The following is a 25,189-nucleotide window of genomic DNA, read 5'->3' on the forward strand; positions in this document are numbered from 1 at the left end:
GTTCTGCCTGTGGAAATTAAAATCCGTTAGGAAATTTCCTACAAGACTACGCAGGCTCCTACTCCGATATTCAGCCAACGCTGATATTCATGCCGACCTCAACTTGGCATACTGATTTTCAACGAACCGACTTGCTTGCAGGTCACTGTAGTACCCGAAAATCAACAGGAGATAAGCATGCTCTCATCGCAACAGCCAGAAATGCGTACTCCCGCATCGTCGACCGTGCACTCGTCCATGGAAGCCGGACGCCAGCGCCAGGGCCGCCTGTGGTCCAACCTGAAAGAAGTCTGCGACTTGCTGCACATTCCTGCCGCGGTCTCGGTCGCCAACGAGGAACTCCTGTTCCAGCACGTCCAGTTCAAGACCGGACAACGCATCCACACGATCGGCCAGGCGTTCGACACCCTGTACATCGTCAACTCCGGCTTCCTGAAGACCGTGCTGATCGACGAATTCGGCAACGAGCAGGTGCTGTCCTTCCCCATGAAGGGCGACATGCTGGGCGTGGACGGCATCCACAACCGCCACTACGCCTCAGAGGCGGTGGCCCTGTCGGACTGCGATCTGATCCTGCTGCCGTTCAAGAAGCTGACCGCGCTGGGCCGCGTGCATGCGGACCTGGAGAACATGATGTACGGCGTGATGAGCCGCGAGCTGGTGCGCGAGCAGGCCATGATCGGCATGCTGGGCGCGCTGTCGGCGGAAGCGCGCGTCGCCCGCTTCCTGGTGTCGCTGGCCGACCGCTTTGCCGCGATGGGCTACTCGAGCAAACTGTTCAACCTGCGCATGACGCGCCATGAGATCGGGTCCTACCTGGGCCTGACGCTGGAAACCGTGAGCCGCACGCTGTCGGCCTTCAACGAGATCGGCCTGATTACCGTGGACCAGCGCACCATCGGCATCAAGGACGCGGAAGCGCTCAAGACGCTGCGCCGCCTGCCGCCGTCGCGCTCGCGCAGCAAGCAGGCCGCCAAGAAGGATCCGGAGTCGACCGCGCCGCCGGCCCTGGTCACGGCATAAGCACAGCTTCTCCTTGAAGCCCGCCTCCCGGCGGGCTTTTTTTCGGCTGCCGACGGTGATTCAGCCGCGCACGCTCAGACGGCGATCATCCCATCGATGCAGGTCACCGCATTGCCGCCGACACGGATGCCGTCCGTGCCGATCATCAGCCGGACCAGGCCAGCCCGCCCGACGGCCGCGCCCTGCGACGCGACCAGGTCCGCGCCAAAGCGCCCGACCTGCCCGGTGTGCCGCACGAACGCCGCCAGTGCGCCGTTCCCGCTGCCGCAGACCGGATCTTCCGGAATCCCATGCGCCGGCGCAAACGCCCTCACCTCCACACGCGACGGGCCGCCCGGCGGGTGCTCGCCGAACACCACCACCCCGGTCAGCCTGAGACGCAAGTCCTGCGCCTTCATGCGCTGCATGTCCGGCGCGAGCGCCAGCACGTCCTGCGCGGAGCCAAGCTGCAGCACCACCCAGCGCGGACCGACATCGACCACCAGCGGCTCGGCGCCGGTGGGCGATGCGCCAAGCAGGCCTTCGAGCTCCGCGCGGTCGCCCGCTTCCAGGGTGCTGAACTTCGCCTCGGGGAGTTCGAAGGCGATTGCCCGGTCCGGGCCTTCGCCGTCGACATGCAGGGGAATGAGGCCGGCATTGCACTGCTGGACCAGGCGTCCCGCACGTGGCCGGATCGCGCCGGACTCCATCAGCGCGTGCGCGGTGCCGATGGTGGGGTGTCCCGCGAACGGCAGTTCGGCGCCGGGCGTGAAGATCCGCACCCGATAATCCGCGCCCGCTTCGCTGGGCGGCAGCAAGAACGTCGTTTCCGACAAATTGGTCCAGTTGGCGATCTGCTGCATCTGGCTGGTGGAGAGCGACTGCCCGTCCATCACGACCGCAACAGGATTGCCCTTGAACCGGACTTGGGTGAACACGTCGACCTGCTTGAATGGAAGTGTGGGCATGGCGCGGCTCCTCGGACAGAGCGTCCAGTGTAGCGAAAAATAATTGTTGACCGTTCGTTCCACAATGATCAGAATCACATCATGACTACATTCCGCCCCCTCCCGGTTGTGCTCTTCCTGGCGCTGTCCTTCGGCCTCGCCTGGCTGGTCGCGCTGCCCCTTTGGTTGGGCGACGGCATCAAGCACCCGTACTTCACGTGGATCGCCATCGCGATCATGTGGACGCCAGCGATCGCCGCCCTGGCCGTGGCGCGCTTCATGGAGCGCAGCGCCGATCTTCCGCGCAGCGTCGGCCTGCAGCCGTGGCGTCCGCTCGGACGCACGCTGCTCTACAGCCTGGGCGCCGCGCTTGCGGCCCTGCTCATCTCCCTGGCATCGCTGGCCGCCGGCGCGCTGTTCGATGTCTATGCGTTCGACTTGCAGCACCTGTCCGGACTCGATGCGCTGCTGCGTGAAAAACTCGCCGGCCGCGAGGCGGCCCTGGCTGCGCTGCCCCCGCTGCACGTCGTGGCGGCCTTACAGGTTGTGCTGGTGTTTGCAGCCGCACCGCTCAATGCGGTCGGCGCGCTGGGCGAAGAGCTGGGATGGCGCGGCTGGCTGCTGCCCAGGCTCATGCCGCTGGGTACGGTCCCTGCCATCCTAATTTCGGGCATCGCCTGGGGCTTGTGGCACGCACCTGTGATCCTGCTCGGCTACAACTATGGCGCGACGCCTTCCTGGCTCGCACTCGCCTGCATGTGCGCCATGTGCATCGCGGTCGGCGCTGTCCTGTCCTGGTTCACGCTGCGGGCGGCCTCGGTCTGGCCCGCAGTGATCGGACACGGCGCGTTCAATGCCGCGGCGGGACTCTATCTCGTGTTCGGCCGCGCCGGGCAGGAGATCGACCCGACTGTCGCGACGCCGCTTGGCTGGACCGGATGGATCTTCCCCGCCCTGCTCGCGCTCCTGCTCTTTCATTTCACCAGGCACAGGCATGGCACGCCCGCGCACGTTTGACGAAGCGGACGTCATCGCGCGCGCCGCCGCGGTGTTCGGCACGCTGGGCTTCAACGCCACGTCGGTCGACGACCTGCTTAACGCCACCGGCCTGCAGCGCGGCAGCCTGTACAAGGCGTTCGGTTCGAAGCGCCACCTGTTCGAGCTGGTGCTGGCGCAGGCGCTGGCGCCAGGATGGACGTCCCGGCCCGAATCGATCGACCTGCTCATCATTGCACTCAAGGAGATGGCGCCGCAGGACGCCGCCATCAAGCTGCTGTGCCGCGCCGCGCTGCCGGAGGCCGGAGACGGCATCGCCGGATTGCTTGGAAACCGCCTGTTGCACCATCTGGATTAAGAGGACGCATCGATGCCGACACTGGAGTTGACCGAAAACGAACTGGTGGTTCACATGAACCTGTGGGAGACGCTGGCCGCCTTGCAGAAGACCATCCGCGTGCCGCTGTCCAGCGTGCGCGGCGCAACCGACGACGCCGGTTTCAGCAGCGCGTCGCTGGGACTGCGCCTGCCCGGCACCGCGGTGCCCGGCCTGATCTACGCGGGCACGTTCATCAAAGGCGGGGACCGCCAGTTCGCGTTCATGACGCGCAAGACCCAGCCGGTCGTGATCGAGCTGGCGAACGAACGCTGGGCGCGGATCATCCTCGGCGTCGATGACCCGCGCGCGACTGCCGCGCAAATCAATGCGGCGGCCGACCGGCGCTGACGATCTTTGTTCCACACCGCGTGCGGCGTCCGTCGCGGATGCGGGCAAAAAAAACCAGCGGACCTTGCGGAGCGCTGGCGAATAGGGCAGCCGGTAGTAACTAGTCATCGCGGGTGAGTACGCCGTCGTTCACGCGTACCTTGTCGCCCGCCCGAAATCCTGGGTCGTTGTCATAAGTAAGCGCCTGGCTTTTGCCGGACGCATAGCGCAGCGTAAGGTGATAGCGGCTGCCATTCTTCGTTACCGACTGCACGGTGGCGCAATTGGTGCAATAGCGCGCGATAGGTTCTTCGCGCGTGGATGCTGGTACCTGGGCGGCGAGGCTGGTGCACAGGTACATGGCGGCCAGCATGGCGCCCGTGGAAACGATTGCTGTCTTTCGCATGCAAACTCCCGGGCAGATGAATGCACTGTAGCGCCCTGTGACGCTGCGGTTCTGTGCGACAGCGAACTCTCTCAACGAACAGGGTGAACCTGTACCTCAGTCGCCACATAGACTCTTTCCCCTGCAACAGGTTCTATCGCATGGCCGCCGGTAAACGCGCCAAACGAGGGAAGGATCATGCGCCGCGGACCGGCGACAAAGCACGGCAGGCGCACGGACTCCAGGCGCGTTGCGATCCGGAACACCGGATGCACGTGGCCCGCCAGCACGTAACCGTCTGCCGCGATGTCCGGGTGGTGGCAGAACGCGAACGGGCCCGCTTCGAAGGGCTCGTCAACCATCTCGATCCCCAGCACCGCAGCGGGATCGCCCGCGTGGAGATCGTGGTTGCCGCGCACGAGGACCAGCGATAGTCCGGGATTGCGTGCACGCCATTCGGCCATCGCGCCGAGCGTCGCCTTGGCATGCGCAGCACGCGCGTGCAGGAAGTCGCCGAGGAACACGATGCGCGTTGCCGGGTACACGGCCAGCAGCCGGTCCAGCGCTTCCAGGTTCTGCGTCGTGGTGCCGCGCGGGACCGGCACGCCGAGCGCGCGGAACGCTGCGGCCTTGCCGAAGTGGATGTCGGCCACCACCAGCGTGCGCTCGCGCGGCCAGTACAGTGCCTTTTCCGGCAGCAGCATCACGCTCTCGCCGGCCAGTTCGATCGTGTGCGCCCCGCTCATCCCGCCGCCTTTTCCAGCTCGCGCAGCATGCGCGCCACGCGGTCGTTCAGTTTTTCGGTCGTGACCTTCTCGCGGAACATCTCCACCATCAGCGCAAAACCGAACGGGGTGGCGCGCCGGATTTCGTGGAACGCGATGCGGCGCGCATGCAGCTCGGTGAGCGTATCGCGCAGCCGCGTGAGTTCCAGTTCCTGCTCCATCACCTCGCGCTGCGCCTGCGTCAGCAGCAGGTTGGCCGCATCGTGCTTGCGGAAGACCTCGAAGAACAGCGAGGATGACGCCTGCAGCTGGCGGTTGCTTTTCGGCTGCCCCGGATAGCCCTGGAAGATCAGCCCTGAAATGCGCGCCACTTCGCGGAAGCGCTGCTGCGACAGCTGCGTCGCGTTCAGGCTTTCCAGCACATCTTCCAGCAGCATGTCCGTATCGAACAGGCCAACGTCGCCGCCGGTGCCGCCCGCGAACAGCGCGCGCCAGTCCACCGGTTCGGAAGACAGCAGCTCGAAACCGTAGTCGTTGATCGCGATCGAAAATGTGATCGGGGCGATGCGCCCGACCCGGAACGCCAGCAGCGAGGCCAGGCCCATGTGCACCGATCGCCCCGCGAAGGGATACAGGAACAGGTGGTAGCCTTCGCGGCTCTTCATGGCCTCCACCACCAGCACCTCGTCGGTCGGCAGCGAGGACCAGCGCTGCTGGATCTCGAGCAGCGGCCGGATCGCCTCCATCTCCGGCCCTTCGATGTGCCCCTGGGACGCCAGCCGCAACTGCTCCAGCATCGCATGCGCCAGCTCGGAAGACATCGGCATCTTGGCGCCCTGCCAGCGCGACACGGCGCCGCGCGCGCCGGTCGCCCGCTTCACGAAGGCGGTCATCTCGTGCACGCGCACGAATTCCAGGATGCGCCCGCCGAACAGGAAATGGTCGCCCGGTTTGAGGCGCCCGATGAACGATTCCTCCACGCTGCCGATCCTGCCTCCGCTCATGTACTTCACCGTCACCGAGGAATCGGACATGATGGTCCCGATCCCCATGCGGTGGCGGCGCCCGATCGCGCTGTCCGGCACGCGGTAGACGCCCTCTTCGTCCGGCAGCACGCGCCGGTACTCCGGATAGGCGACCAGGCTCTGGCCGCCGCGCGCGACGAAGTCCAGCGCCCATTGCCACTCCTCGCCGGTCAGGTTGCGGTACGACCAGGCGGTGCGGACCTCCTCCAGCAGCTCCTCCGAGCGGAAGCCGCCGCCCAGCGCGACCGTGACCAGGTGCTGCACCAGCACGTCGAACGGCTTGTTGGGCACCATCCGCGCCTCGATGCGGCGCCTGGCCACGGCCTCGCGCGCGCCCGCCGCTTCCAGCAGCTCCATCGTGTTGGTGGGAACCAGCGTGACGCGCGACACGCGGCCCGGCGCGTGCCCGCTGCGTCCCGCACGCTGCAGCAGGCGCGCGATGCCTTTTGCGCTGCCGACCTGCAGCACCCGCTCCACCGGCAGGAAGTCCACGCCGAGGTCGAGGCTGGCCGTGCACACCACGGCCTTGAGCTGGCCCTTTTTCAGGCCCAGCTCGACCCATTCGCGCACCTCGCGGTCGAGCGAGCCGTGGTGCAGCGCGACCAGGCCGGCCCAGTCGGGGCGCGCTTCGATGATGTTCTGGTACCACAGTTCGGACTGCGAGCGCGTGTTGGTGAACACCAGCGTGGCCTCGTGCTGTTCGATCTCGCGGATCACCGGCATCAACATCTGGATGCCGAGGTGGCCGCCCCAGGGGAAGCGCGACGGGTTGTCCGGGATGAGCGTGTCGACTCGGATTTCCTTTTTCAGGTCGCCTTCGACCAGCACGCCGGGCGCGCCGCCCAGCAGCACCTGGCGCGCCAGGTCGAGGTTGCCCATGGTCGCGGACAAGCCCCACACCACCAGGCCCGGGTTCCAGCGCCGCAGGCGGGCCAGCGCCAGCTGCACCTGCACGCCGCGCTTGCTGCCCATCAGCTCGTGCCATTCATCGATCACCACCGTATCGAGCGAGGCGAAGTTTTCCTGCGCCGACGCGTGGCTGAGCAGCAGCGACAGGCTCTCCGGCGTCGTGATCAGCGCCGCGGGCATCGCGCGCGACTGGCTGGCCCGCTGCGCCGAGCTGGTGTCGCCGGTGCGCGAGCCGATCTTCCATCCGGGCGCCAGGTCGGCGGCGGACTCGCACAGGGCGCGTTCGGTGTCCGCCGCGAGGGCGCGCATGGGCGTGATCCACAGCACCCGCATGCCCTTCCCCTTGCGCTGCGCGCTGCGCTGCAGGGCCGCGAACCACACCGCATAGGTCTTGCCGGCGCCGGTGTTGGCATGCAGGAGCCCGGACTGTCCGGCGATCGCGGCCTTCCATACCGCGCGCTGGAACGAAAACACCTTCCAGCCGCGCCGGGCGAACCAGGCGTCCACCGCCTGCGTCATCGCACTCTTCGTCATGGCGCGGCGGAGAGCAGCGAGCGCAGCGTGTCCAGCGAGTCCGCATCTTCCACCGGCTTGTCCTCGCGCCGGCGCAGGATGCGCGGGAACCGCACCGCAATGCCCGCCTTGTGCCGGGTCGAGAGCTGGATGCCCTCGAAGCCGATCTCGAACACCATGGTGGGACGCACGCTGCGCACCGGGCCGAATTTCTCGACCGTGGTGCGGCGGATCGTGTTGTCCACCACCGCGATCTCGGCATCGGTCAGGCCCGAATACGCCTTCGCGAACGGCACCAGCTTGCGCTGGCCCGATTCGTCCACGTCCCACACGGCGAAGGTGTAGTCGGTGTACAGCGACGCGCGCCGGCCGCTCCCGGACTGCGCGTAGATCAGCACCGCATCCACCGAGTACGGGTCGATCTTCCACTTCCACCAGGTGCCGACGCTCTTGGTGCGGCCGACCCCATATTGCGACGACGCGGCCTTGAGCATCATGCCTTCCACGGAGCGGGCGCGCGACTCGCTGCGGATGGCGGCCAGCTCGTCCCATCCGGTTGCGTGCACCAGCGGCGCCAGCTTGATCACGTCGTTCGGGGACTGTCTCGCATGGATAGTCCCCAGCGACCGGACCAGCTCTTCGAGCAACGTGCGCCGTTCGCGCTGCGGCAGCTCGCGCAGGTCCATGCCGTCCTGCTCCAGCAGGTCGTAGGCGACCAGCACGGCGGGCAGTTCCGCCAGCAGCTTTGCCGACAGCGTCTTGCGGCCGATGCGCTTTTGCAGTTGAGCGAACGGCGCCGGGGTGCCTTCCGGCGTCCATACCAGTATCTCGCCATCGATCACGGTCCCATCGGGCACGCGCGCTGCCGCAAGCTCGGGAAAGCGCTCAGTGATCAGGTCCTCGCCGCGCGACCAGATATAGCTCTGGCCGCCCCGCCTGACCAGCTGCGCGCGGATGCCGTCGTACTTCCACTCCACCTGCCAGTCGGCGATGTCGCCCAGCGCCGCCGGCTCTCCCTGCAGCTGGTGGGCGAGGAAGAAGGGATAGGGCTGGCCGCCGCGCAGCTTGTGCTCGTCGTCGGACTGCGCGCCGATCAGCTGCAGGAAGCCCGCGCCGGTGGGACGCACGGTGCCGTCGGTCCATCCCATCAGGCGCTGCGCGATCACCTTGCTGTCCACCGCCGCGATGTTCGACAACGCGCGCGTCACCAGCAGGCGCGACACGCCGACGCGGAAGGCGCCGCCGATCAGCTTGACCAGCAGGAAGCGCTCGCGCCAGTCGAGTTCATCCCAGTAGGAAAACAGCGCCGCCCGGATCGTGCCGGGATCGGCGCCGCGCAGCGGCCCGATGCGCTCCTGCATCCACTCGGCCAGGCCGACGTCGCTGCGCTTGTCCGCTGCGGGCAGGATGTGCGCGATGGTTTCCGCCATGTCGCCCACGGCGTTATACGACTCGTCGAACAGCCATTCGTCGAGGCCCGCATATTCGATGGCGTACTGGCGCAGCAGCTTGGAAGGCACCGCCTGGCGCGGCTTGCCGCCCGCGAGGAAGTACACGGCCCATGCGGCATTCTCGGGCACGGCGGTGCTGAAGTACGCCTGCAGCGCTTCCAGCTTGCGGTTGGTGGCGGTAGTTTCGTCCAGCTCCGCATACAGGCGCGCGAATTCACGCATCGGCAGCTCCTTCCGGCGCGGCCTCCGCCGGGCTGGCGGCAGGCGCGTTCGGGTCGCTGGACTCGGCCTCGTCGTCGCCGAATTCGGTCTCGAACACTGCCGCATCGAGACCGATCTGGCGCAGCCAGCGCACCATCACGCCGACCGAGCCGTGCGTGACGATGACCCGCTCGGCCTCGGTGGCGCGGATCGCCGTCATCAGCCCGGGCCAGTCGGCATGGTCGGACAGCACAAAGCCGCGGTCCACCCCACGCCGGCGGCGCGCGCCGCGCAATTGCATCCAGCCGCTCGCGAATGCATCGCTGTAGTCGCCGAAGCGCTTCATCCACGGCGAGCCCGCCGCGGACGGCGGCGCGATGACGATCGAGCGCCGGATATCCGCCTTCTCGACCTCCGTGACCATGTGCGTTACGGGTAGCTGCACGCCGCCCTCGCGGTAGACCCGGTTCAGCGGTTCGGCCGCGCCATGGCAGATGATGGGACCGATCGACGGATCCAGTCCTGACAGGATGCGCTGCGCCTTGCCGAAAGCGTAGGCGAACACCACGCTCGCGCGCCCCTGCGCCGCGTTCTTGCGCCACCAGGCATTGATCTCGTCGAACAGTTCCTGCTGGGGGCACCAGCGGTAGATCGGCAGGCCGAACGTGGATTCGGTGATGAAGGTGTCGCAGCGCACCGGCTCGAACGGCGTGCAGGTGCCATCCGGCTCCACCTTGTAGTCGCCGGACGCGACCCAGACCTCGCCCTGGTATTCCATCCGCACCTGGGCCGAGCCCAGCACGTGCCCTGCGGGATGCAGCGAGATCTTCACGCCGTTGTGCACGACGGTGTCGCCGTAGTCGAGCGCGTCGACCTGGATGTCGCCCAGACGTGAACGCAGGATGCCGACGCCGCTGGCCGCCGTGAGATAGCGCTCGCTGCCCCAGCGCGCATGGTCGCCGTGGGCGTGCGTGATCACGGCGCGCCCCACGGGCCGCCAGGGATCGATATAGAAGTCGCCGGGCACGCAATACATGCCTTCCCGGCGCACGACCACCATGTCGCTCATGCGCCGCCCCTTTTCAAGCCGCTATCCGGGAGCCGCGGCTGCCGGTGTCACGAAGTCGGCCAGGAAGGTTTTCTCGCCGTCCGCTTCGAAGGCGATCGTGACCTGGTCGCCGGCCACGGCAACCACGATGCCTTCGTCATACTTAGGAACCTTGACGCGCGCGCCGACTTCGAACGCGGGTGCGGCCGGCTCGGCATGCGGCGGCGCCTGGACGGGGATGAAGTCGGACAGGTCGACCTGGATCTGCGGCGGATTGCGGCAGTTGTCGCACATGCCGCAGCTGTCGAAATCCTGCGCCTCGTCGCCGAAGTAGTCGAGCAGCACCTTCCAGCGGCAAAAGCCGCTGACTGCATACGATACCATCGCCTCCAGCGCCTCGCGGTCGCGCTCCTGCTTCTCGACATAGGTGTGCGCCAGCTCGTCGAAATCGGCCGCCTTGGGAACCGCGCGGGTCACGCTGTATTCGAGCTTGCGGCTCTGGCGCAGCAGGCCCGCGTCCTTGAGCAGCTTGAGGCCGATGCGCAGCTGGTTGGGGTGCACCTCGCCCTTGAAGTCGGCGACCGCCATCGGGGTCTCGCTGGCCGCCACCTGCTCATACGCGTCGCGCAGCTCGGCGGCGGTCGGATAGTGCTTCACGAGGAAGAACTGCTGCACGCGCTTGTCGTCCTGCAGGTAGAGCAGCACGCATTCGGCGCTGCCGCCGTCGCGGCCGGCGCGACCGGACTCCTGGTAGTACGACTCCAGGTTGGCCGGCACCTGCAGATGGATCACGAAGCGCGTATCGGGCTTGTCGATACCCATGCCGAACGCGTTGGTGGCAACCATCACGCGCCGTTCCCCGGACATGAACATATCCTGGTTCTGCTGGCGTTCTGCGGCCGGCAACTTGCCGTGGTAGAGCGCGACGCTTTCGCCTGCTTCCTCTAGCAGCGCATACAGCTCTTCTGCGGCCTTCACGGTGGCGGCATACACGATGCCCACGCCTTCGGTCTCGTGCACCAGGCGCAGCGCCTGCTGGTTCTTTTCGTCGTGGTTGGTCACCTGCAGCACGCTGTAGTGCAGGTTGGGACGGTAGATGCCGGTGTTGATGACCGCAAGCTTGCGTCCCAACTGGCGGCCGATGTCGTCGATCACGTCGTCGGTCGCAGTGGCGGTCAGCGCCAGCATCAGCGGATGGCCGAGGGCGCGGATCGAAGACGCCATTTCGATGTAGGCCGGGCGGAAGTCGTGGCCCCATTGCGAAATGCAGTGGGCCTCGTCCACCACCACCAGCGAGATATCGGACTGCTTGAGCACCTCGATAAAGTCGGGCATGGCCAGGCGTTCGGGCGTGCAGAAGATGATCTCGTGCCGGCCGTGCCGGATGCCGTCGAGCGCCGTTTCCTCTTCCTCGCGCGTCAGCGTACTGTTGACCTGCACCGCGCTGATGCCGAGTTCCTCCAGCTTTTCGAGCTGGTCCTTCATCAGCGAGATCAGCGGCGAAACCACCACGGTGGCGCCGGGAATGATGGTAGCGGCGATCTGGTAGCACAGCGACTTGCCGCTACCGGTGGGCATGATGGCCAGCGTATCGTGGCCGTCCAGGATACTGTCGATGACGCGCTGCTGGCCATCGCGCAGGCGCTCGATGCCGAAAACGTCACGCAGCAGGCGCGCGATCAGGTTGCGGCGCGCTGCGCGGGCGCCCTTGTGCAGGAGTTTGGGGTCGTGTCGGGTCATGGCCCCACTGTAGGGCGGGCGCAATTTGCCCGCCATAGGACGCCACCTACAACAATCGTAGGAGCGCCCCTCTCAGCGGCAGCATGGGAAATTATCCTACAGATCGGCGGATTGTTAGCCGATGGTTCTGGCTTTATCGAACAACTAAGATGGAACCATTCGCAAAGGAGAAACCATCATGTTCCGCATTACCCCGCTCATCTGGAGTGCCATTCACGTCGGCGTTGTGAGCGCCGCCACCTGGCTGGTCGTCGCATCGGACCTGCTCGACAGCGCCCCGCTCTTCTTCATCCACTGATCAGGAAGAAGCCACCATGCACAGCGTTGCTGCATTGACTACGGCGGCGATCCGGCCGATGTCGCGCAACTGCTGCACGCTCATGCCTTCCTTCTTCAGCAGCTCGGAGTGCGACTGCACGCAAAAGTGGCACTTGCCCACGATCGAGGCAGCCAGCGCGTACATCTCGAAGCGGCGCTTGTCCACGCCGCCGTGCGACGCGTAAGCATTCATCCGCAGCTGCGCGGGCATCGTCTTCAGGTCCGCGTCATTCGCCATCTCCACGAACGGATACCACACGTTATTCATGCCCATCAGGGCCGACGCCGTCAGCGCCCCGTTGACCTCTTCCGGTGACAGCAGGCCGCTTTCCTTGATCGCATCGACGAACTTGCGGTTCTTGGCCGCAAACGCTGCCGAGAGCGCCACGCCAAGCGCGTCGTTGCCTTCCAGGGTGGAGCGCGCGATGGTGCCGTCGAGGTTCAGGCGGATATCCTTCGCATAGTCCGGGATCATTTCCTTGATCGAATTCAGAAAGTCCATAGTCAAATCCTATTGTGAAGAGGTTTAAAAACCCGCCGAAGCGGGTTGAGTGTATTACAGCGTGCTGCCGCCAACCGCGCGGTTGCAAGGGCACAGCTCGTCGGTCTGCAGACCGTCCAGAATGCGCAGGATTTCTTCCGGGTTGCGGCCCACGTTCAGGTTGTTGACCGACACGTGCTGGATGGTATTGTCCGGGTCGACGATGAAGGTGGCACGCAGCGCCACGCCAGCCGACTTGTCGCGCACGCCGAGCATGTCGATCAGGGAACCGGTCGAATCGCCGAATGCGTAGTGGTTCAGCTTGTCCAGGTCCTTGTGCTCACGGCGCCATGCCAGTTTGCAGAACTCGTTGTCGCTGGAACCGCCCATCAGGACAGCGTCGCGCTCTTCGAACTGCTTGGCCAGCTTGCCGAATTCGACGATCTCGGTCGGGCACACGAACGTGAAGTCCTTCGGGTAGAAGTAGATGATCTTCCACTTGCCCGGGAACGATGCTTCGGTGATGGTCTCGAACGCCGATACGCCGTTTTCTTCGTGGTTGTTGAAGCCTGGTTTAGCAGCCTGGACGCTGAAGCTGTCGAGTTTTTCGCCTACGGTTTTCATTGACGTTTTCCTTAATAGTTGTTGAACCAACGGACAAAGTATAACGCTATCGAACTTCGATTAGAAATAGTATTTGCCTAAAGGGTCGATAGATTATTGTTAAGCTGGCTCATTTCGCCCGCCCGCAAGAGCCAGCAAGTGTAGCGCGGAGCGTGCCCGGCTGTCGTCAATCGTGCGCAAGTCTTGGAACTCCCCTAGACACCAAACGGACGTCCGGCGAACCGCTTGCGCCCCTATACGATTCTGTTTAGATTCGTACTAACCGTTCAGCGCAAGGCATGAGGAACAGTATGCAATTTCCAGCACATCTGGAAACCGCGGGCAAGGGCGGTTTCGTCGGTCACGTTAAGGGATATTCCCGAAGCGATCACCCAAGGCGACGATCGGAGAGAAGCGATTGAAATGGTTCGCAAAACAAACGGGTTGTGCTACCGCCTTCCACTGCCGAGGAAGGCGAAGAGTACACTTCCCAACCGGCGAATGTCATCTCGACAGTACTGTGGTTGAATAAACTGCTCGGGCAGCGTCACTCAAATAAAAAATTAGATGCCTGGAGGCTCATGAAAGATCTGCTGGAATCGCTTGCACAAAATTTTGATGACGCAGAAGGCTCCATCCACGTGGCGACAGCCGACTGGTTTGCGGATGACCTTCGCTTGGAACTGTCGATCAGATTTCATGACGACCGATGGGAATTGTGGGAGGTCTCCTGTTCAGGTGTGGTGGAAGAATCCCTTAGCTCCGCGAGTTGCGACACGCTGGTGATCTCGGCAGATTCTCCCCTGTTGCATCCTTTTATTGAGCCAGACATGCCAATCATGTTCTCCCATAACGCCTTGGCGCCGGAAACCTTGTTCGGGATCGTTTGTTCGTGTTGTATCGAAGTTACCGGAAAGCCGGAAAGTATCCCCAGGTTCATCAACGGCATAGCGACGAGTGAAGGAATTTGCAGCTCGGCCTATGGGCTGCTCGGCCGTTTCCCTGCGTCGCTTGGCACCCGAATTCTTGAAGCTTTACAGGACAAGCCCATCCAGGTGATCGGCTTGCCGGGCCACCTCGCGACCCGTTGGAACGGAACGGAGCACGTTCCATATGGGAATCTCCAAGTTCTCGAAATCGGCAATTCCTACGTGATCGCTGACTGCTTCAGCGCTCAGCGCGCCTAGACAAACGGTGAGCCACGCTTGCGTTGTACGCCCAGGGATCGTGCACTTGAATCCCGGATACCGATGACCGGGATATTTCGCTAGCGAAGAAGGCCCACCCTGAGCTGAACACTGTGAAAGCCTGCCCCGTTTGTGCCAGTGAAGACAAGTTCACAATGACGTGCGGGCCACCTGGTCCGACGACGCGCTGCTCAGGTTAAAATGTGGGCTGCATTCACGCAGCACACACAATGACAACGATCCCGTCCGAAATCAATCCGGCAGCCATCAAAGGCGTCGCCGCGGAAAAGCACACACCCATGATGCAGCAGTACCTGCGCATCAAGGGCGAGTACCCGACCATGCTGGTGTTCTACCGCATGGGCGATTTCTACGAACTGTTCCACGAAGACGCGGAAAAAGCGGCACGCATCCTCGGCATCACGCTGACCCAGCGCGGCGCTTCCGGGGGCAATCCGATCAAGATGGCGGGCGTGCCGTTCCACTCGCTGGACGGCTACCTCGCCAAGTTGGTCAAGCTGGGCGAGTCGTGCGCGATCTGCGAGCAGATCGGCGACCCGGCCACCAGCAAGGGTCCGGTCGAACGCAAGGTGGTGCGCGTCGTGACCCCTGGCACGCTGACCGATTCGGACCTGCTGCCCGAGAAATCGGACCGGCCGCTACTGGCCGTGTGCACGATGAGCCAGCGCAAAGGCATCACGACCGGCCTCGCATGGCTTTCGCTGGCAAGCGGCGCCCTGCGCATGACGGAATTCCACGGCACCCCGGCCACCGCGCAGGCGCGCCTGCGCCACGAGCTGGAACGCATTTCGCCGGCCGAAGTGCTGCGCGCCGATGGCGCCGAGCTGTTCGAGGACGAAGGCGGCATCGGCCACGCGACGCGTGTGCCGGAATGGCATTTCGACGTGGTCCACGGCCACAAGGCCCTGCTGGACCAGTTGGGCGTCGCCACCCTGTCCGCGTTTGGCGCGGACGGCTTTGGCCCGGCATTTGGCGCCGCCGGCGCGCTGCTGCGCTACGCGCAATCGACCCAGGGCCGCGGCCTGCAGCACGTGCGCTCGCTGACTGCTGAAACCGAAACCGAGTTCATCGGCCTGGATGCCGCCACCCGCCGCAACCTGGAGCTGACCGAGACGATTCGCGGCCAGGAGTCCCCTACCCTGTTCTCGCTGCTGGACCACTGCCGCACGGCGATGGGCTCGCGCCTGCTGCGCCACTGGCTGCACCATCCGCGCCGCGATCAGTCGGTGGCGCGGGCGCGCCATGCCGCCATCGATGCGCTGGCATCCAGCGACGCGTTCGGCACGCTCGCAGCCACGCTGGCGCAAGTGCCGGATATCGAACGCATCACCACGCGCATTGCACTGCTGTCGGCACGCCCGCGCGACCTGGCCAGCCTGCGCGACGGCCTCGGCCAGCTGCCGGCCCTGCGCCACGGCGTCGAGCTGTCGCTGCGTGCCGACGCGCCCGGGCTGCTGGCCGACATCGCCGGCATGTTGGCGACTCCGCACGAGTGCCTGGACCTGCTGCGCCGCGCGATCGCGGAAGAACCCTCGACGATGGTGCGCGACGGCGGCGTGTTCGCGCGCGGCTTCGACGCGGAGCTGGACGAGCTGCGCGGCCTGTCCGAGAACGCAGGCCAGTTCCTGGTGGACCTCGAAACGCGCGAGCGTGCGCGCACCGGCATCGCCAACCTGCGCGTCGAGTACAACAAGGTGCACGGCTTCTACATCGAAGTCACCAACGGCCAGGCCGACAAGGTGCCGGACGATTACCGCCGCCGCCAGACGCTGAAGAACTGCGAGCGCTACATCACGCCCGAACTCAAGGCGTTCGAAGACAAGGCCCTGTCCGCACAGGACCGCGCCCTGTCGCGCGAGAAGCTGCTGTACGACCAGCTGCTGGCAGACCTGGCGCAGTACATCGGCGTACTGCAGACCATCGCGCAGGGCCTGGCCCTGCTGGACACGCTGGCCGCCCTCGCCCACCACGCCGTCCGCCACAACTGGTGCGCGCCGCAGCTGGTGTCCGAGCCTTGCCTCGACATCCGCGAAGGCCGCCATCCGGTGGTGGAAAACCAGATCGAGCGCTTCATCGCCAACGATTGCCAGCTGCGCGACGAGAAGCGACTGCTGCTGATCACCGGCCCCAACATGGGCGGTAAGTCGACCTTCATGCGGCAGGTCGCCCTGATCACGCTGCTCGCCTACGTGGGCAGCTATGTGCCGGCCACCAGCGCCACGATCGGTCCGATCGACCGCATCTTTACCCGCATCGGCGCGTCCGACGACCTGGCCAACGGCCGCTCGACCTTCATGGTGGAGATGACGGAGTCGGCCGCGATCCTGAACGGCGCCACCGAGCAGTCGCTGGTGCTGATGGACGAAGTGGGCCGCGGCACGTCGACCTTCGACGGCCTGGCCCTCGCGTGGGCGATTGCACGCCACCTGATCGAGACCAGCCGCAGCTTTACGCTGTTCGCCACGCACTATTTCGAGCTGACGCAGCTGCCCGACGCGCATCCGTCGGCGGCCAACGTGCACCTGTCGGCAGTCGAACACAAGGACAGCATCGTGTTCCTGCACGCGGTGCAGCCCGGTCCCGCCTCGCAGAGCTACGGCCTGCAGGTGGCGCAACTGGCCGGCGTACCGCAGCAGGTCATCAAGTCGGCACGCAAGCACCTGGCGCGGCTGGAAGCCCAGGCGATCGACGCCGGCGCGCAGCTGGACCTGTTCGCAGCGCCCGATCCCCAGGCGGAAGCGGCAAGCGAAGCCGAGGCCCACGCACAGGAGCGCGCACGCGCCCTGCATGACGCCATGGCCTCGATCGACCCCGATATGCTGAGTCCCCGCGAGGCGCTGGAGCACCTGTACCAGCTCAAGCGGCTGTCCGCGTGATGTTGCGGACGCTGCACATTGCGGCGGCCGTCGCGGCCGCCCTCGCGCTTGCCGCCGCCGGCGCCCATGCGGCGCCCAAAGGGAAGGACAAGGAGAAGGACAAGGGCTACGTGTTTGCGGCCATCGGCCACACCGGCAGCAACGACAAGCAACTGGTGGAAGCGATCGGCGAGGCTGAAGAGGCACGCGTCGAATTCATCGTGGCCACCGGAGTGAAGTCCGAAAAGGAGCCATGCAGCGACAAGTTGTACACCGAACGGCGCAAGCTCCTCAACGATGCGAAGCGTCCTGTGATCGTCTCGCTGGCCGCCAGCGACTGGACCGGCTGCCGCAACTCGGCGGGCCGCACCAATGCCATCGAACGGCTGAACCGCTTGCGCGAGCTGTATTTCTTTGATGCCGATTCCCTCGGCAAGAAGAAGTTGGAGCTCAAGCGCCTGTCCGCCAGCGAGAAGTTCCGCAGCTATGCCGAGAACGCGCACTGGGAAGTCGACGGGGTGCTGTATGCAACCGTGAACGTCCCGTCCGATAACAACCACTTCCTGCGCGCGGCCGGCCGCAACAGCGAGTACGAGGACCGGCTGGTGGCCAACCGTTCCTGGCTGCGCCGGCTGTTTGCGCTCGCACGCCAGCGCGAGCTGAATGCGCTGGTGCTGTTCACGGAAGCCGACATTTCGGCGCCGCCGGGCGAGAAGCCTGCAGCCGACGACGGCTTTGCCGAACTGCGCAAGCAGCTCGATGCGCAGTCGAAGCGCTATAAGGGCAAGCTGCTGCTGGTGGATAGCGCGCCGCTGGACAAGGATGCGCGCCCGGAGATCGAATGGCGCGGCAATATCGGCCACCTGAGCCTGGGCGCGTCGAGCGCCCTGCTGCGCGTCACCCCCGGCGCCGACACGCGCTTCTCGCTCGCCGAGCCGGAACCTCATCCCAAGGCCAGGAAGAAGCCCTGATTCCCCGTCGTCCCGGCGCAGGCTGGGACCCATGCCGGGGCGGCGCAGCGATGGCGTTCGTTCGGATGCTCAGCATGGATCCCAGCCTGCGCTGGGATGACGATGCCACGTGCAGCGAATGACCACGAACGCCGAGGAATAAAAAAACGCGCCGGGAGGCGCGTTCTTCTTTACTGCACGATGTGGGTGCGGAACTCGTCGCCCGCATCGCCTTCATCATCGTCGTCACCGTGGTGGTGGCCGTGCGCGCCATGGACGTGGCCATGCGCGATTTCTTCATCGGTCGCCGCGCGGACGTCCTTCACTTCCAGGTCGAAGCGCAGCGCCATGCCGGCCAGCGGATGGTTGCCGTCCAGGATGACCTTATTGTCTTCGATTTCGGTCACGGTGAAGATCACCGCGTCGTCCGATTCGCCGCCTTCCGGCATGCCTTCGAACTGCATGCCGACTTCGAGCGGTTCCGGCAGGCGGCTGCGCTCTTCCATCTTCACCAGCTCTGGATCGTATTCGCCGAATGCGTCTTCCGGCTCGATCTGGATGGTCGACTTGTAGCCGACTTCCTTGCCGTCGAGTTCTTCTTCGATCTTCGGAAGCGTGTTCTCGTAGTCGCCGTGCAGGTAGACCATCGGCTCGCGACCTTCTTCGATCAGGTTGTTCTGTGCGTCCGACAGCTTGTAGTTAACCGTAACTACCGTGTTCTTCGCGATTTTCATAGCTGCTTCCTTTCATGTGTGCGACGCCGATTATACGCTGACGCTGCAAAAGGACGGAGACTGTCCCCGTTCGGCGACCGTCCTCTGCATGGTTATAATGTGGTATGCAAAAACTACAACTCCTCGGCGGAATCACGCCAGCCCAGTTCCTGCGCGATTACTGGCATAAGAAACCATTACTTATCCGTAATGCGATCCCCGGCTTCAAGCCGCTGCTGTCGCTTGGCGACCTCGCTTCGCTCGCCTCGCAGAACCATGTCGAATCGCGCCTGATCGTCAAGACGGACGGCAGCTGGGACATGCTGCACGGTCCGATCGAGGCGCTGCCGCCGCACGACCAGCGCGAATGGACCATGCTGGTCCAGGGCGTGAACCTCTACAACGAGGCGGCCGAGGCGCTGCTGCGCCAGTTCCGCTTCATTCCCGACGCGCGCCTGGACGACCTGATGATCAGCTACGCCACCGACGGCGGCGGCGTGGGCCCGCACTTCGACTCCTACGACGTGTTCCTGCTGCAGGCGCAGGGCCGCCGCCGCTGGAAGATCAGCGCGCAGAAGGACCTGACGCTGGTGGAAGGCCTGCCGCTCAAGATCCTGGCCAACTTCGAGCCGGACGAGGAGTTCGTGCTGGAGCCGGGCGACATGCTGTACCTGCCGCCGCACTACGCGCACGACGGCGTGGCAGAAGGCGAATGCATGACCTACTCGGTTGGCTTCCGTTCCCCGTCCTTCCAGGAGCTGGGCGAAAACTTCCTGCAGTTCATGGCCGACTCGATCGACCTGCCGGGCCGCTACGCAGATCCGGGCCTGACCCCGGCGAAGAATCCGGCCGAGATCCCGCGGGAGATGCTGTCCACGATCGCGGAGGAATTGAACAAGGTACGCTTCACCGAAGACGACATCACCATCTTCCTGGGCGAGTATCTCTCGGAGCCGAAGCACAACGTGTTCTTTACCGGTCCCGAGAACCCGCTCACGATGGGACGCTTTGTCAGCGCCGCCGGCAAAAAGGGCGTGGCGCTGTCGCCCAAGACGCTGATGCTCTACCGCGGCAAGAACCTGTTCATCAACGGCGAGTCGTTCGCCGTCAGCCGCACCGACAAGGCTGTCCTGGCGGCGCTGGCGGACGAGCGTGCGCTCGACGGCGAAGCGGTAGCCGGCGCGTCCGAGGACGTGCTGGAGGCGCTGTACGCCTGGTATACCGACGGCTGGATCGTATTGCGCTAGCTTCGCCATCCGGCGAACGCCGGGATGACGGAGCTTGAGCCATGGAGGGAGCACGGATGGAAGAACAAGGTTCCGCAGTCAAATTCAACTCGCATGCCGAGTTCCAGGAACACCTGCGCAACTGCATCGCGCGCTCGCAGGCGACGCTGCAGCTGTTCGATCCGGATTTCTCGGTGTTCCCGCTTGGCGCAAGCGACGTGGACGCCCTGTTGCGCGGGTTCCTGGCCCGCGGCGGCACGATCCAGCTGGCGCTGCACCGCCCCGGCCACATCGAACGCGAGTATCCGCGCTTCATCCGGCTGCTCAAGGACTACAGCCACCGGATCGAATGCCGGGCCACCAGCCGCGGACTGCACCAGCTGACCGATTCGTTCTGCATCGGGGACCGGGCGCACATCGTCCGGCGCTTCCATTCGGACCATATGCGCGGCGAGGCGGCCTTCTGCATCCCCGAGGCGGCTGAGCTGAGCCTGGAGAGGTTCGACGGCATCTGGGCGGACTCGGCCTCCACGCTGCACCCGACCGTCACCGGCCTCTGATCCCGTCTTGGAATGACCAAAAACGGGGAGAAAAGTGGTCGGAATGGCTAGTTTCTTCCTATCCACGTTGTAAACATGCAAAAACTTGGCGGACAACTAAATAGTGCTATTGCGGCATGTCAAAAATGCTTATAATATTTGGTTAGGATGGTTCCGATGTGTGAAGACCGTTTACCGGTGCGACCCAAATGAACCCCCTAAGGTGAGCGATAATTACCGGTAATTATTCATCGCAGCTTTTTTGTTGTCTTGTTGAATTAACTAAGGAAAACCCATGAAAAAATCTCTGCTGATCGTGTCCCTGATGGCTGTCGCTCTGGCTGCTTGCTCCAAAAAAGAAGAAGCTCCAGCACCAGCTCCAGTAGAAGCTCCAGCTGCTGACACCACCGCAGCTCCAGCTGACGCAACCGTTGCTCCAGCTGCTGACGCAGCTGCTACCCCAGCTGACGCTGCTGCTGCTGCTACCGACGCAGCTGCAACCGCTGCTTCGGCTGCTGCATCCGCTGCTTCGGAAGCTGCTTCGGCTGCATCCGCTGCTGCTGACGCTGCTAAGCACTAATCAGCTCCAGTTTGAAGAAAAACCGGCCTTCGGGCCGGTTTTTTTACGCCTGCAGGTTTGGGGACTGCCTCCCCCGCTCTTGGGGACAGTCCGCAGGGCGAAAAAAAAACCGGCCGCAAGGCCGGTTTTTCGTGACAGCGGTGGAGCTTACTTGAGCTCGTCCGCCAGCAGCTTGAGGATCTTGTCGCGCGTGGCCGACGTCTCCGGCTTGCCGTCCTTGTCCTGGACCACGACCTGGCTGCTTGCGCCGCCCTGCTGGCCCTTGACCACGACGCGGTAGCGCTGCGCTTCCTTGTCTTCTTCCGAGTTCAGGTTGAACAGGCGGCTGAAGAAGCCGCGCTTCTTGCCGCTCTCTTCGTCGACGAAGCGCACAAAGTAGATGCCCTGCACGCGGTCGCGGTCTTCCACGGTAAAGCCCACGCGGTCCAGCGCCAGGCCCACGCGGCGCCATGCGCGGTCGTAGCCTTCGTTCAGTTCCACCGTGTCGCCCACCAGCTTGGCGTGCTGCGGCTGCTCAGGCGCGGCGGCGACGACAGCGGCCACCTGCGTCTCGTCCTTCTTGGTCAGGTGCGCCATCAGCTTGGCGATGTATTGCGCTTCCAGGCCCGGGTCGTTGGCGCGCACCTGCCAGGTCGGGATCTCTTTCGAGGAGCCGGTCAGGACTTCTTCCGCGCCGCGGTGCGAGATATAGACTTCGGTGGTGCCGTCCGCGCCGCGCTCGAGGCGGGTGCGGTACTTGTCACGCTCGCCGGTCGAATACAGGCGGTCGGCGACCTTGCCGATCGTGCGGCGCAGGACGTCTTCAGGAATCTTGGAGCGGTTCTCGACCCACTCGGTCTCCATCACGCCGGTCGCCTGCGATTCGCTCACCAGCGGGAAGCCGTTCTCTTCCCAGAACTGCTTCACCTGCGGCCACACCGCTTCCGGCGCCTGGCGCACCACCAGCCAGCGCTGGTCGCCTGCGCGTTCCACTTTCAGGTCCTCGGTGCTGACCGGGCCGACGCTGCCGGTGGCGACTGCGACGCCGGGCTGCGCCGCCTGGCCCTGCTGCAGGCCGGATGCGGTGGCCACGCCGCGCGGATCAGGAACCGCGTAGCGGTTGTCGCGTTCGAGCTGGGTCAGGTCGGGAGGCACTTCCAGCGGGCGCGCCTTCTGGGCCGACTTGTAGTCGACGCGGTCGGCATTGATGACGGAGTTGAGCATGCCGCAGCCTGCCAGGCTGGCCATCAGTGCGGTCAGGGCGAGGGTGCGGACCGGTGCTTGAGTGATACGGTTGGTCATGTTCGGATGCTTTGGACTTGGGATGCGGCTTATTGAAGGACGCCCGCTTCGCGCAGGGCGCCGCGGACGGTGTCGTGTGCGCTGGCCGAGAGCGGCGCGAGCGGAAGGCGCAGGCCGGGCGGGATCATGCCCATTTCGGCCAGCGCCCACTTCACGGGCACAGGATTCGGTTCGACGAACAGTTTGACGTGCAGGGGGAAGACCTTGTTGTTGATCTCGATGGCGCGCGCGATGTCGCCGCTCATCGCCGCCTTGCACATCTCGTGCATGGCGCGCGGGGCGACGTTGGCGGTGACCGAAATATTGCCGGCGGCGCCGCAGAACATCAGCGCCATCGCGGTGGGATCGTCGCCCGAGTACACGGCAAAGCTCTTCGGCACCATGCGCAGCAGCTCGATGCCGCGGCCGATGTTGCCGGTGGCATCCTTGATGCCGATGATGTTCGGGATGCCGGCCAGGCGCGCGACCGTCTCGTTCGACATGTCGGCTACCGTGCGGCCGGGCACGTTGTAGAGGATGATCGGGATGTCCACCGCTTCGGCGATCGCCTTGAAGTGCAGGTACATGCCTTCCTGGGTCGGGCGGTTGTAGTACGGGACCACGACCAGCGCCGCATCCGCGCCCGCCTGCTTGGCGTAGCGGGTCAGCTCGATCGCTTCGGTGGTCGAATTGCCGCCGGTGCCGGCGATGATCGGCACGCGCTTGGCCGCATGCTCGACCGCGACGCGGATCAGTTCGAAGTGCTCTTCAAAGCTGACGGTAGCCGACTCCCCGGTGGTACCGACGATCACGATGCCATCGGTGCCCTCGGCGATATGCCAGTCGATCAGCTTGCGCAGGGCTGGAATGTCCAGCTGCCCGTCTGCCTGCATCGGGGTGACGATCGCTACTATGCTGCCCTTAATCATGTTTCCAGTGTCCGGCGGGTGAATAAAAGCCTGATTGTAGCCGATGGCCTGTGCGAATGGTTCATTCCTGACACCATTCTGCCGCCAAAATCGCCTTTTCCCGCCCAAACGCCGGGCCGCTCGCGCACAGGCGCTGGACCATCGCCGGTTTCGGCAGGGGCGACTGGCCGCTCTCGTAGGCGATCACGCGCAGCGGCAGGCGCAGCAGCTCGCCCTCCTCCAGCAGGAAGGCGGGATTGGACGGCTTGCCGAAGCGCTCGTTCCCGGCCGCGAAGGTCTCATAGATCAGGATCCCGTCCGGGCGCAGCGCCTGCACGATCTTCGGCAGCAGCGGCCGGTGCAGGTAATTGGTGACGACGATCCCGGCAAAGCGGCCCGGCTCGAACGGCCAGTCCGCCGCATCCGTACTGCGCTCCAGGTCGAAGCACATCGTCCGCAGCGCCCCGAAATGGGGTCTGTCCCCATTTTCGAAATGGGGACAGACCCCATTTTCGGCGGCCAGGCGCGCGAGCGCTTCGGGGTCGCGGTCCAGCGCCAGCACGGGATGGCCAAGCCGGGCGAACAGGTGGGCGTGGCGGCCGCTGCCGCAGGCCAGGTCCAGGACTTCGCCGGACGGGACCAGCGGCGCGAAGCGCGCCACCCAGGGCGACGCCGGCAGCTGCGCGTGCGCGTCCATCAGGTGTACGCCAAGCCCATGGCCTCGCGCACGTCGCGCATGGTGTCGTGCGCGAGCCGGCGCGCGGTCTCGCAGCCGTCGGCCACGATGGCGCGCACCAGCGACGGGTCGTCGAGGTACTGCTGCGCGCGTTCGCGCATCGGCTCCTGCTCTTCCAGCACGGCGTCGATGACCGGCTGCTTGCATTCGATGCAGCCGATGCCCGCCGAGCGGCAGCCCTTGAGCACCCATTCCCTGGTCGGCTCGTCCGAATACACCTGGTGCAGCTGGAACACCGGGCAGCGGGTCGGCTCGCCCGGGTCGGTGCGGCGCACGCGCGCCGGATCGGTCGGCATGGTGCGGATCTTCCTGGTCACCGAGTCGCGCTCCTCGCGCAGCGAGATCGCGTTGCCGTAGCTCTTGGACATCTTGCGGCCGTCGAGGCCCGGCAGGCGCGATGCCTCGGTCAGGCGCGCCTGCGGCTCGACGAGGATCAGCTTGCGGCTGCCTTCGAGGTAGCCGAACAGCCGCTCGCGGTCGATCATCGACAGGCTGCCCGCATCGTCCAGCATGGCGCGCGCCTGCTCCAGCGCGTCCTCGTCGCCTTCCTGCTGGTAGGCGGTGCGCAGTTCCATGTACAGGCGGGCGCGCTTGCTGCCCAGCTTCTTGACCGCTTCCGCCGCCTTCTGCTCGAAGCCGGGCTCCTTGCCGTACAGGTGGTTGAAGCGGCGCGCGATTTCGCGCGTCATCTCGATGTGCGGTACCTGGTCCTCACCCACCGGCACTTGGCTGGCGCGATAGATCAGCACGTCCGCCGCCTGCAGCAGCGGATAGCCGAGGAAGCCGTAGGTGGCCAGGTCCTTGCTCGCCAGGTTCTCGATCTGGTCCTTGTAGGTCGGCACCCGCTCCAGCCAGCCGAGCGGCGTGGCCATCGACAGCAGCAGGTGCAGTTCGGCGTGCTCGGGCACGCGCGACTGGATGAAGATGGTCGCCTGCGACGGGTCGATGCCGGCCGCGAGCCAGTCGATCACCATGTCCCAGGTGCTCTTTTCGATGATCGCGGGATCGTCGTAGTGCGTGGTCAGGGCGTGCCAGTCGGCGACAAAGAACAGGCACTGCTGCTCGGACTGCATCCTGATCCAGTTTTTCAGCGCACCGTGGTAGTGGCCGAGGTGCATGGTGCCCGTGGGGCGCATGCCGGAAACGACGCGTTCAGGGTACATG

Annotated in this window: 24 protein-coding genes; 10 read left to right on the forward strand and 14 right to left on the reverse strand. The window is 65.0% G+C overall.

Annotation, left to right across the window (positions count from 1 at the left end; all coding sequences use genetic code 11):
- Positions 1-237: 237 nt before the first annotated feature.
- A complete protein-coding gene (locus tag ACFSQR_RS16150) occupies positions 238-1,023 on the forward strand; it encodes a Crp/Fnr family transcriptional regulator (RefSeq protein WP_377731059.1) in 786 nt (261 codons plus the stop codon).
- A 74-nt stretch (positions 1,024-1,097) separates the two neighbouring features.
- Here the strand turns inward: ACFSQR_RS16150 and ACFSQR_RS16155 are convergent, their stop codons facing one another.
- Positions 1,098-1,970: a PhzF family phenazine biosynthesis protein gene (locus ACFSQR_RS16155; RefSeq protein ID WP_377731004.1), complete on the reverse strand. Its 873-nt coding sequence runs from the start codon at positions 1,968-1,970 to the stop codon at positions 1,098-1,100.
- An 81-nt stretch (positions 1,971-2,051) separates the two neighbouring features.
- Between ACFSQR_RS16155 and ACFSQR_RS16160 the strand changes: the two genes are divergently transcribed.
- From ACFSQR_RS16160 to ACFSQR_RS16170, 3 genes are read left to right on the forward strand one after another with little or no spacing between them, the layout of a single operon-like run.
- Positions 2,052-2,966 carry a CPBP family intramembrane glutamic endopeptidase gene (locus ACFSQR_RS16160; RefSeq protein ID WP_377731005.1) on the forward strand — a complete coding sequence of 305 codons (915 nt, stop codon included), beginning with the start codon at positions 2,052-2,054 and terminating at the stop codon, positions 2,964-2,966.
- Positions 2,944-3,303, forward strand: coding sequence for a TetR/AcrR family transcriptional regulator (locus ACFSQR_RS16165; protein ID WP_377731006.1), 360 nt, complete (start codon positions 2,944-2,946; stop codon positions 3,301-3,303). The genes ACFSQR_RS16160 and ACFSQR_RS16165 overlap by 23 nt, the downstream gene beginning before the upstream one ends.
- 12 nt (positions 3,304-3,315) lie before the next feature.
- Complete coding sequence (locus tag ACFSQR_RS16170; RefSeq protein WP_377731007.1) at positions 3,316-3,672, forward strand: hypothetical protein; 357 nt, start codon at positions 3,316-3,318, stop codon at positions 3,670-3,672.
- A gap of 100 nt (positions 3,673-3,772) precedes the next feature.
- Here the strand turns inward: ACFSQR_RS16170 and ACFSQR_RS16175 are convergent, their stop codons facing one another.
- The 8 genes from ACFSQR_RS16175 to ACFSQR_RS16210 all read right to left on the reverse strand — a co-directional run bounded on the left by ACFSQR_RS16175 (position 3,773) and on the right by ACFSQR_RS16210 (position 13,071).
- Entirely contained in the window at positions 3,773-4,057 is a 285-nt protein-coding gene (locus ACFSQR_RS16175; protein ID WP_377731008.1) for a hypothetical protein, read from the reverse strand.
- Positions 4,058-4,128: 71 nt separating this feature from the next.
- On the reverse strand, positions 4,129-4,782 hold the full coding sequence (pdeM, locus tag ACFSQR_RS16180; protein WP_377731009.1) for a ligase-associated DNA damage response endonuclease PdeM: 654 nt from the start codon (positions 4,780-4,782) through the stop codon (positions 4,129-4,131).
- On the reverse strand, positions 4,779-7,229 hold the full coding sequence (locus ACFSQR_RS16185) for a ligase-associated DNA damage response DEXH box helicase (RefSeq protein ID WP_377731010.1): 2,451 nt from the start codon (positions 7,227-7,229) through the stop codon (positions 4,779-4,781). The genes pdeM and ACFSQR_RS16185 overlap by 4 nt, the downstream gene beginning before the upstream one ends.
- On the reverse strand, positions 7,226-8,881 hold the full coding sequence (locus ACFSQR_RS16190; RefSeq protein WP_377731011.1) for an ATP-dependent DNA ligase: 1,656 nt from the start codon (positions 8,879-8,881) through the stop codon (positions 7,226-7,228). The genes ACFSQR_RS16185 and ACFSQR_RS16190 overlap by 4 nt, the downstream gene beginning before the upstream one ends.
- A complete protein-coding gene (locus ACFSQR_RS16195; protein ID WP_377731012.1) occupies positions 8,874-9,929 on the reverse strand; it encodes a ligase-associated DNA damage response exonuclease in 1,056 nt (351 codons plus the stop codon). The genes ACFSQR_RS16190 and ACFSQR_RS16195 overlap by 8 nt, the downstream gene beginning before the upstream one ends.
- A gap of 21 nt (positions 9,930-9,950) precedes the next feature.
- The gene (locus ACFSQR_RS16200) at positions 9,951-11,648 is read right to left on the reverse strand and encodes a RecQ family ATP-dependent DNA helicase (protein WP_377731013.1); all 1,698 of its coding nucleotides are present in this window, start codon (positions 11,646-11,648) and stop codon (positions 9,951-9,953) included.
- Between the two features lie 298 nt (positions 11,649-11,946).
- On the reverse strand, positions 11,947-12,468 hold the full coding sequence (locus tag ACFSQR_RS16205; protein ID WP_377731014.1) for a carboxymuconolactone decarboxylase family protein: 522 nt from the start codon (positions 12,466-12,468) through the stop codon (positions 11,947-11,949).
- A gap of 54 nt (positions 12,469-12,522) precedes the next feature.
- On the reverse strand, positions 12,523-13,071 hold the full coding sequence (locus tag ACFSQR_RS16210; RefSeq protein WP_377731015.1) for a peroxiredoxin: 549 nt from the start codon (positions 13,069-13,071) through the stop codon (positions 12,523-12,525).
- 560 nt (positions 13,072-13,631) lie between these two features.
- Here ACFSQR_RS16210 and ACFSQR_RS16215 point away from each other — a divergent pair.
- The 3 genes from ACFSQR_RS16215 to ACFSQR_RS16225 all read left to right on the forward strand — a co-directional run bounded on the left by ACFSQR_RS16215 (position 13,632) and on the right by ACFSQR_RS16225 (position 18,084).
- Positions 13,632-14,237, forward strand: a complete 606-nt coding sequence (locus tag ACFSQR_RS16215; protein ID WP_377731016.1) for a hypothetical protein — start codon at positions 13,632-13,634, stop codon at positions 14,235-14,237.
- 230 nt (positions 14,238-14,467) lie between these two features.
- Positions 14,468-17,134, forward strand: coding sequence for a DNA mismatch repair protein MutS (mutS, locus tag ACFSQR_RS16220; RefSeq protein ID WP_377731017.1), 2,667 nt, complete (start codon positions 14,468-14,470; stop codon positions 17,132-17,134).
- Positions 17,134-18,084, forward strand: coding sequence for a hypothetical protein (locus tag ACFSQR_RS16225; RefSeq protein ID WP_377731060.1), 951 nt, complete (start codon positions 17,134-17,136; stop codon positions 18,082-18,084). Before mutS ends, ACFSQR_RS16225 begins: the two co-directional genes overlap by 1 nt.
- 170 nt (positions 18,085-18,254) lie before the next feature.
- On the opposite strand, the gene ACFSQR_RS16230 is transcribed toward ACFSQR_RS16225, so the two are convergent.
- A complete protein-coding gene (locus tag ACFSQR_RS16230) occupies positions 18,255-18,797 on the reverse strand; it encodes a peptidylprolyl isomerase (protein ID WP_377731018.1) in 543 nt (180 codons plus the stop codon).
- A 104-nt stretch (positions 18,798-18,901) separates the two neighbouring features.
- Here ACFSQR_RS16230 and ACFSQR_RS16235 point away from each other — a divergent pair, with 104 nt between their 5' ends.
- The 3 genes from ACFSQR_RS16235 to ACFSQR_RS16245 all read left to right on the forward strand — a co-directional run bounded on the left by ACFSQR_RS16235 (position 18,902) and on the right by ACFSQR_RS16245 (position 21,121).
- Positions 18,902-20,023, forward strand: coding sequence for a JmjC domain-containing protein (locus ACFSQR_RS16235; protein ID WP_377731019.1), 1,122 nt, complete (start codon positions 18,902-18,904; stop codon positions 20,021-20,023).
- 56 nt (positions 20,024-20,079) lie between these two features.
- Complete coding sequence (locus ACFSQR_RS16240) at positions 20,080-20,562, forward strand: hypothetical protein (protein WP_377731020.1); 483 nt, start codon at positions 20,080-20,082, stop codon at positions 20,560-20,562.
- Positions 20,563-20,836: 274 nt separating this feature from the next.
- Positions 20,837-21,121 (forward strand): hypothetical protein, encoded by a 285-nt coding sequence (locus ACFSQR_RS16245; RefSeq protein WP_377731022.1) that lies wholly within the window; start codon positions 20,837-20,839, stop codon positions 21,119-21,121.
- Positions 21,122-21,268: 147 nt separating this feature from the next.
- On the opposite strand, the gene bamC is transcribed toward ACFSQR_RS16245, so the two are convergent.
- From bamC to ACFSQR_RS16265, 4 genes are all read right to left on the reverse strand, one after another.
- Positions 21,269-22,402 carry an outer membrane protein assembly factor BamC gene (gene bamC, locus ACFSQR_RS16250; protein WP_377731024.1) on the reverse strand — a complete coding sequence of 378 codons (1,134 nt, stop codon included), beginning with the start codon at positions 22,400-22,402 and terminating at the stop codon, positions 21,269-21,271.
- 29 nt (positions 22,403-22,431) lie between these two features.
- A complete protein-coding gene (gene dapA, locus ACFSQR_RS16255) occupies positions 22,432-23,310 on the reverse strand; it encodes a 4-hydroxy-tetrahydrodipicolinate synthase (protein WP_377731026.1) in 879 nt (292 codons plus the stop codon).
- A gap of 61 nt (positions 23,311-23,371) precedes the next feature.
- Positions 23,372-23,986: a class I SAM-dependent methyltransferase gene (locus ACFSQR_RS16260; protein WP_377731027.1), complete on the reverse strand. Its 615-nt coding sequence runs from the start codon at positions 23,984-23,986 to the stop codon at positions 23,372-23,374.
- A complete protein-coding gene (locus ACFSQR_RS16265; protein WP_377731028.1) occupies positions 23,986-25,188 on the reverse strand; it encodes a tryptophan--tRNA ligase in 1,203 nt (400 codons plus the stop codon). The genes ACFSQR_RS16260 and ACFSQR_RS16265 overlap by 1 nt, the downstream gene beginning before the upstream one ends.
- Position 25,189: the final 1 nt, after the last annotated feature.

Origin of the sequence: Pseudoduganella sp. GCM10020061 (assembly GCF_042683405.1) — a bacterium.
GTDB lineage: Bacteria > Pseudomonadota > Gammaproteobacteria > Burkholderiales > Burkholderiaceae_D > Telluria.

What these genes read in the sequence shown, in the direction of transcription:
- ACFSQR_RS16235 (WP_377731019.1), top strand. Translation starts at nt 18,902, where the DNA reads ATGCAAAAACTACAACTCCTCGGCGGAATCACGCCAGCCCAGTTCCTG.
- ACFSQR_RS16185 (WP_377731010.1), bottom strand. Translation starts at nt 7,229, where the DNA reads ATGACGAAGAGTGCGATGACGCAGGCGGTGGACGCCTGGTTCGCCCGG.
- ACFSQR_RS16225 (WP_377731060.1), top strand. Translation starts at nt 17,134, where the DNA reads ATGTTGCGGACGCTGCACATTGCGGCGGCCGTCGCGGCCGCCCTCGCG.
- pdeM (WP_377731009.1), bottom strand. Translation starts at nt 4,782, where the DNA reads ATGAGCGGGGCGCACACGATCGAACTGGCCGGCGAGAGCGTGATGCTG.
- ACFSQR_RS16210 (WP_377731015.1), bottom strand. Translation starts at nt 13,071, where the DNA reads ATGAAAACCGTAGGCGAAAAACTCGACAGCTTCAGCGTCCAGGCTGCT.
- ACFSQR_RS16260 (WP_377731027.1), bottom strand. Translation starts at nt 23,986, where the DNA reads ATGGACGCGCACGCGCAGCTGCCGGCGTCGCCCTGGGTGGCGCGCTTC.
- ACFSQR_RS16175 (WP_377731008.1), bottom strand. Translation starts at nt 4,057, where the DNA reads ATGCGAAAGACAGCAATCGTTTCCACGGGCGCCATGCTGGCCGCCATG.
- mutS (WP_377731017.1), top strand. Translation starts at nt 14,468, where the DNA reads ATGACAACGATCCCGTCCGAAATCAATCCGGCAGCCATCAAAGGCGTC.
- ACFSQR_RS16240 (WP_377731020.1), top strand. Translation starts at nt 20,080, where the DNA reads ATGGAAGAACAAGGTTCCGCAGTCAAATTCAACTCGCATGCCGAGTTC.
- ACFSQR_RS16230 (WP_377731018.1), bottom strand. Translation starts at nt 18,797, where the DNA reads ATGAAAATCGCGAAGAACACGGTAGTTACGGTTAACTACAAGCTGTCG.
- ACFSQR_RS16165 (WP_377731006.1), top strand. Translation starts at nt 2,944, where the DNA reads ATGGCACGCCCGCGCACGTTTGACGAAGCGGACGTCATCGCGCGCGCC.
- ACFSQR_RS16160 (WP_377731005.1), top strand. Translation starts at nt 2,052, where the DNA reads ATGACTACATTCCGCCCCCTCCCGGTTGTGCTCTTCCTGGCGCTGTCC.
- ACFSQR_RS16155 (WP_377731004.1), bottom strand. Translation starts at nt 1,970, where the DNA reads ATGCCCACACTTCCATTCAAGCAGGTCGACGTGTTCACCCAAGTCCGG.
- ACFSQR_RS16200 (WP_377731013.1), bottom strand. Translation starts at nt 11,648, where the DNA reads ATGACCCGACACGACCCCAAACTCCTGCACAAGGGCGCCCGCGCAGCG.
- ACFSQR_RS16245 (WP_377731022.1), top strand. Translation starts at nt 20,837, where the DNA reads ATGAAAAAATCTCTGCTGATCGTGTCCCTGATGGCTGTCGCTCTGGCT.
- ACFSQR_RS16205 (WP_377731014.1), bottom strand. Translation starts at nt 12,468, where the DNA reads ATGGACTTTCTGAATTCGATCAAGGAAATGATCCCGGACTATGCGAAG.
- ACFSQR_RS16195 (WP_377731012.1), bottom strand. Translation starts at nt 9,929, where the DNA reads ATGAGCGACATGGTGGTCGTGCGCCGGGAAGGCATGTATTGCGTGCCC.
- ACFSQR_RS16265 (WP_377731028.1), bottom strand. Translation starts at nt 25,188, where the DNA reads ATGTACCCTGAACGCGTCGTTTCCGGCATGCGCCCCACGGGCACCATG.
- dapA (WP_377731026.1), bottom strand. Translation starts at nt 23,310, where the DNA reads ATGATTAAGGGCAGCATAGTAGCGATCGTCACCCCGATGCAGGCAGAC.
- ACFSQR_RS16190 (WP_377731011.1), bottom strand. Translation starts at nt 8,881, where the DNA reads ATGCGTGAATTCGCGCGCCTGTATGCGGAGCTGGACGAAACTACCGCC.
- ACFSQR_RS16150 (WP_377731059.1), top strand. Translation starts at nt 238, where the DNA reads ATGGAAGCCGGACGCCAGCGCCAGGGCCGCCTGTGGTCCAACCTGAAA.
- ACFSQR_RS16170 (WP_377731007.1), top strand. Translation starts at nt 3,316, where the DNA reads ATGCCGACACTGGAGTTGACCGAAAACGAACTGGTGGTTCACATGAAC.
- bamC (WP_377731024.1), bottom strand. Translation starts at nt 22,402, where the DNA reads ATGACCAACCGTATCACTCAAGCACCGGTCCGCACCCTCGCCCTGACC.
- ACFSQR_RS16215 (WP_377731016.1), top strand. Translation starts at nt 13,632, where the DNA reads ATGAAAGATCTGCTGGAATCGCTTGCACAAAATTTTGATGACGCAGAA.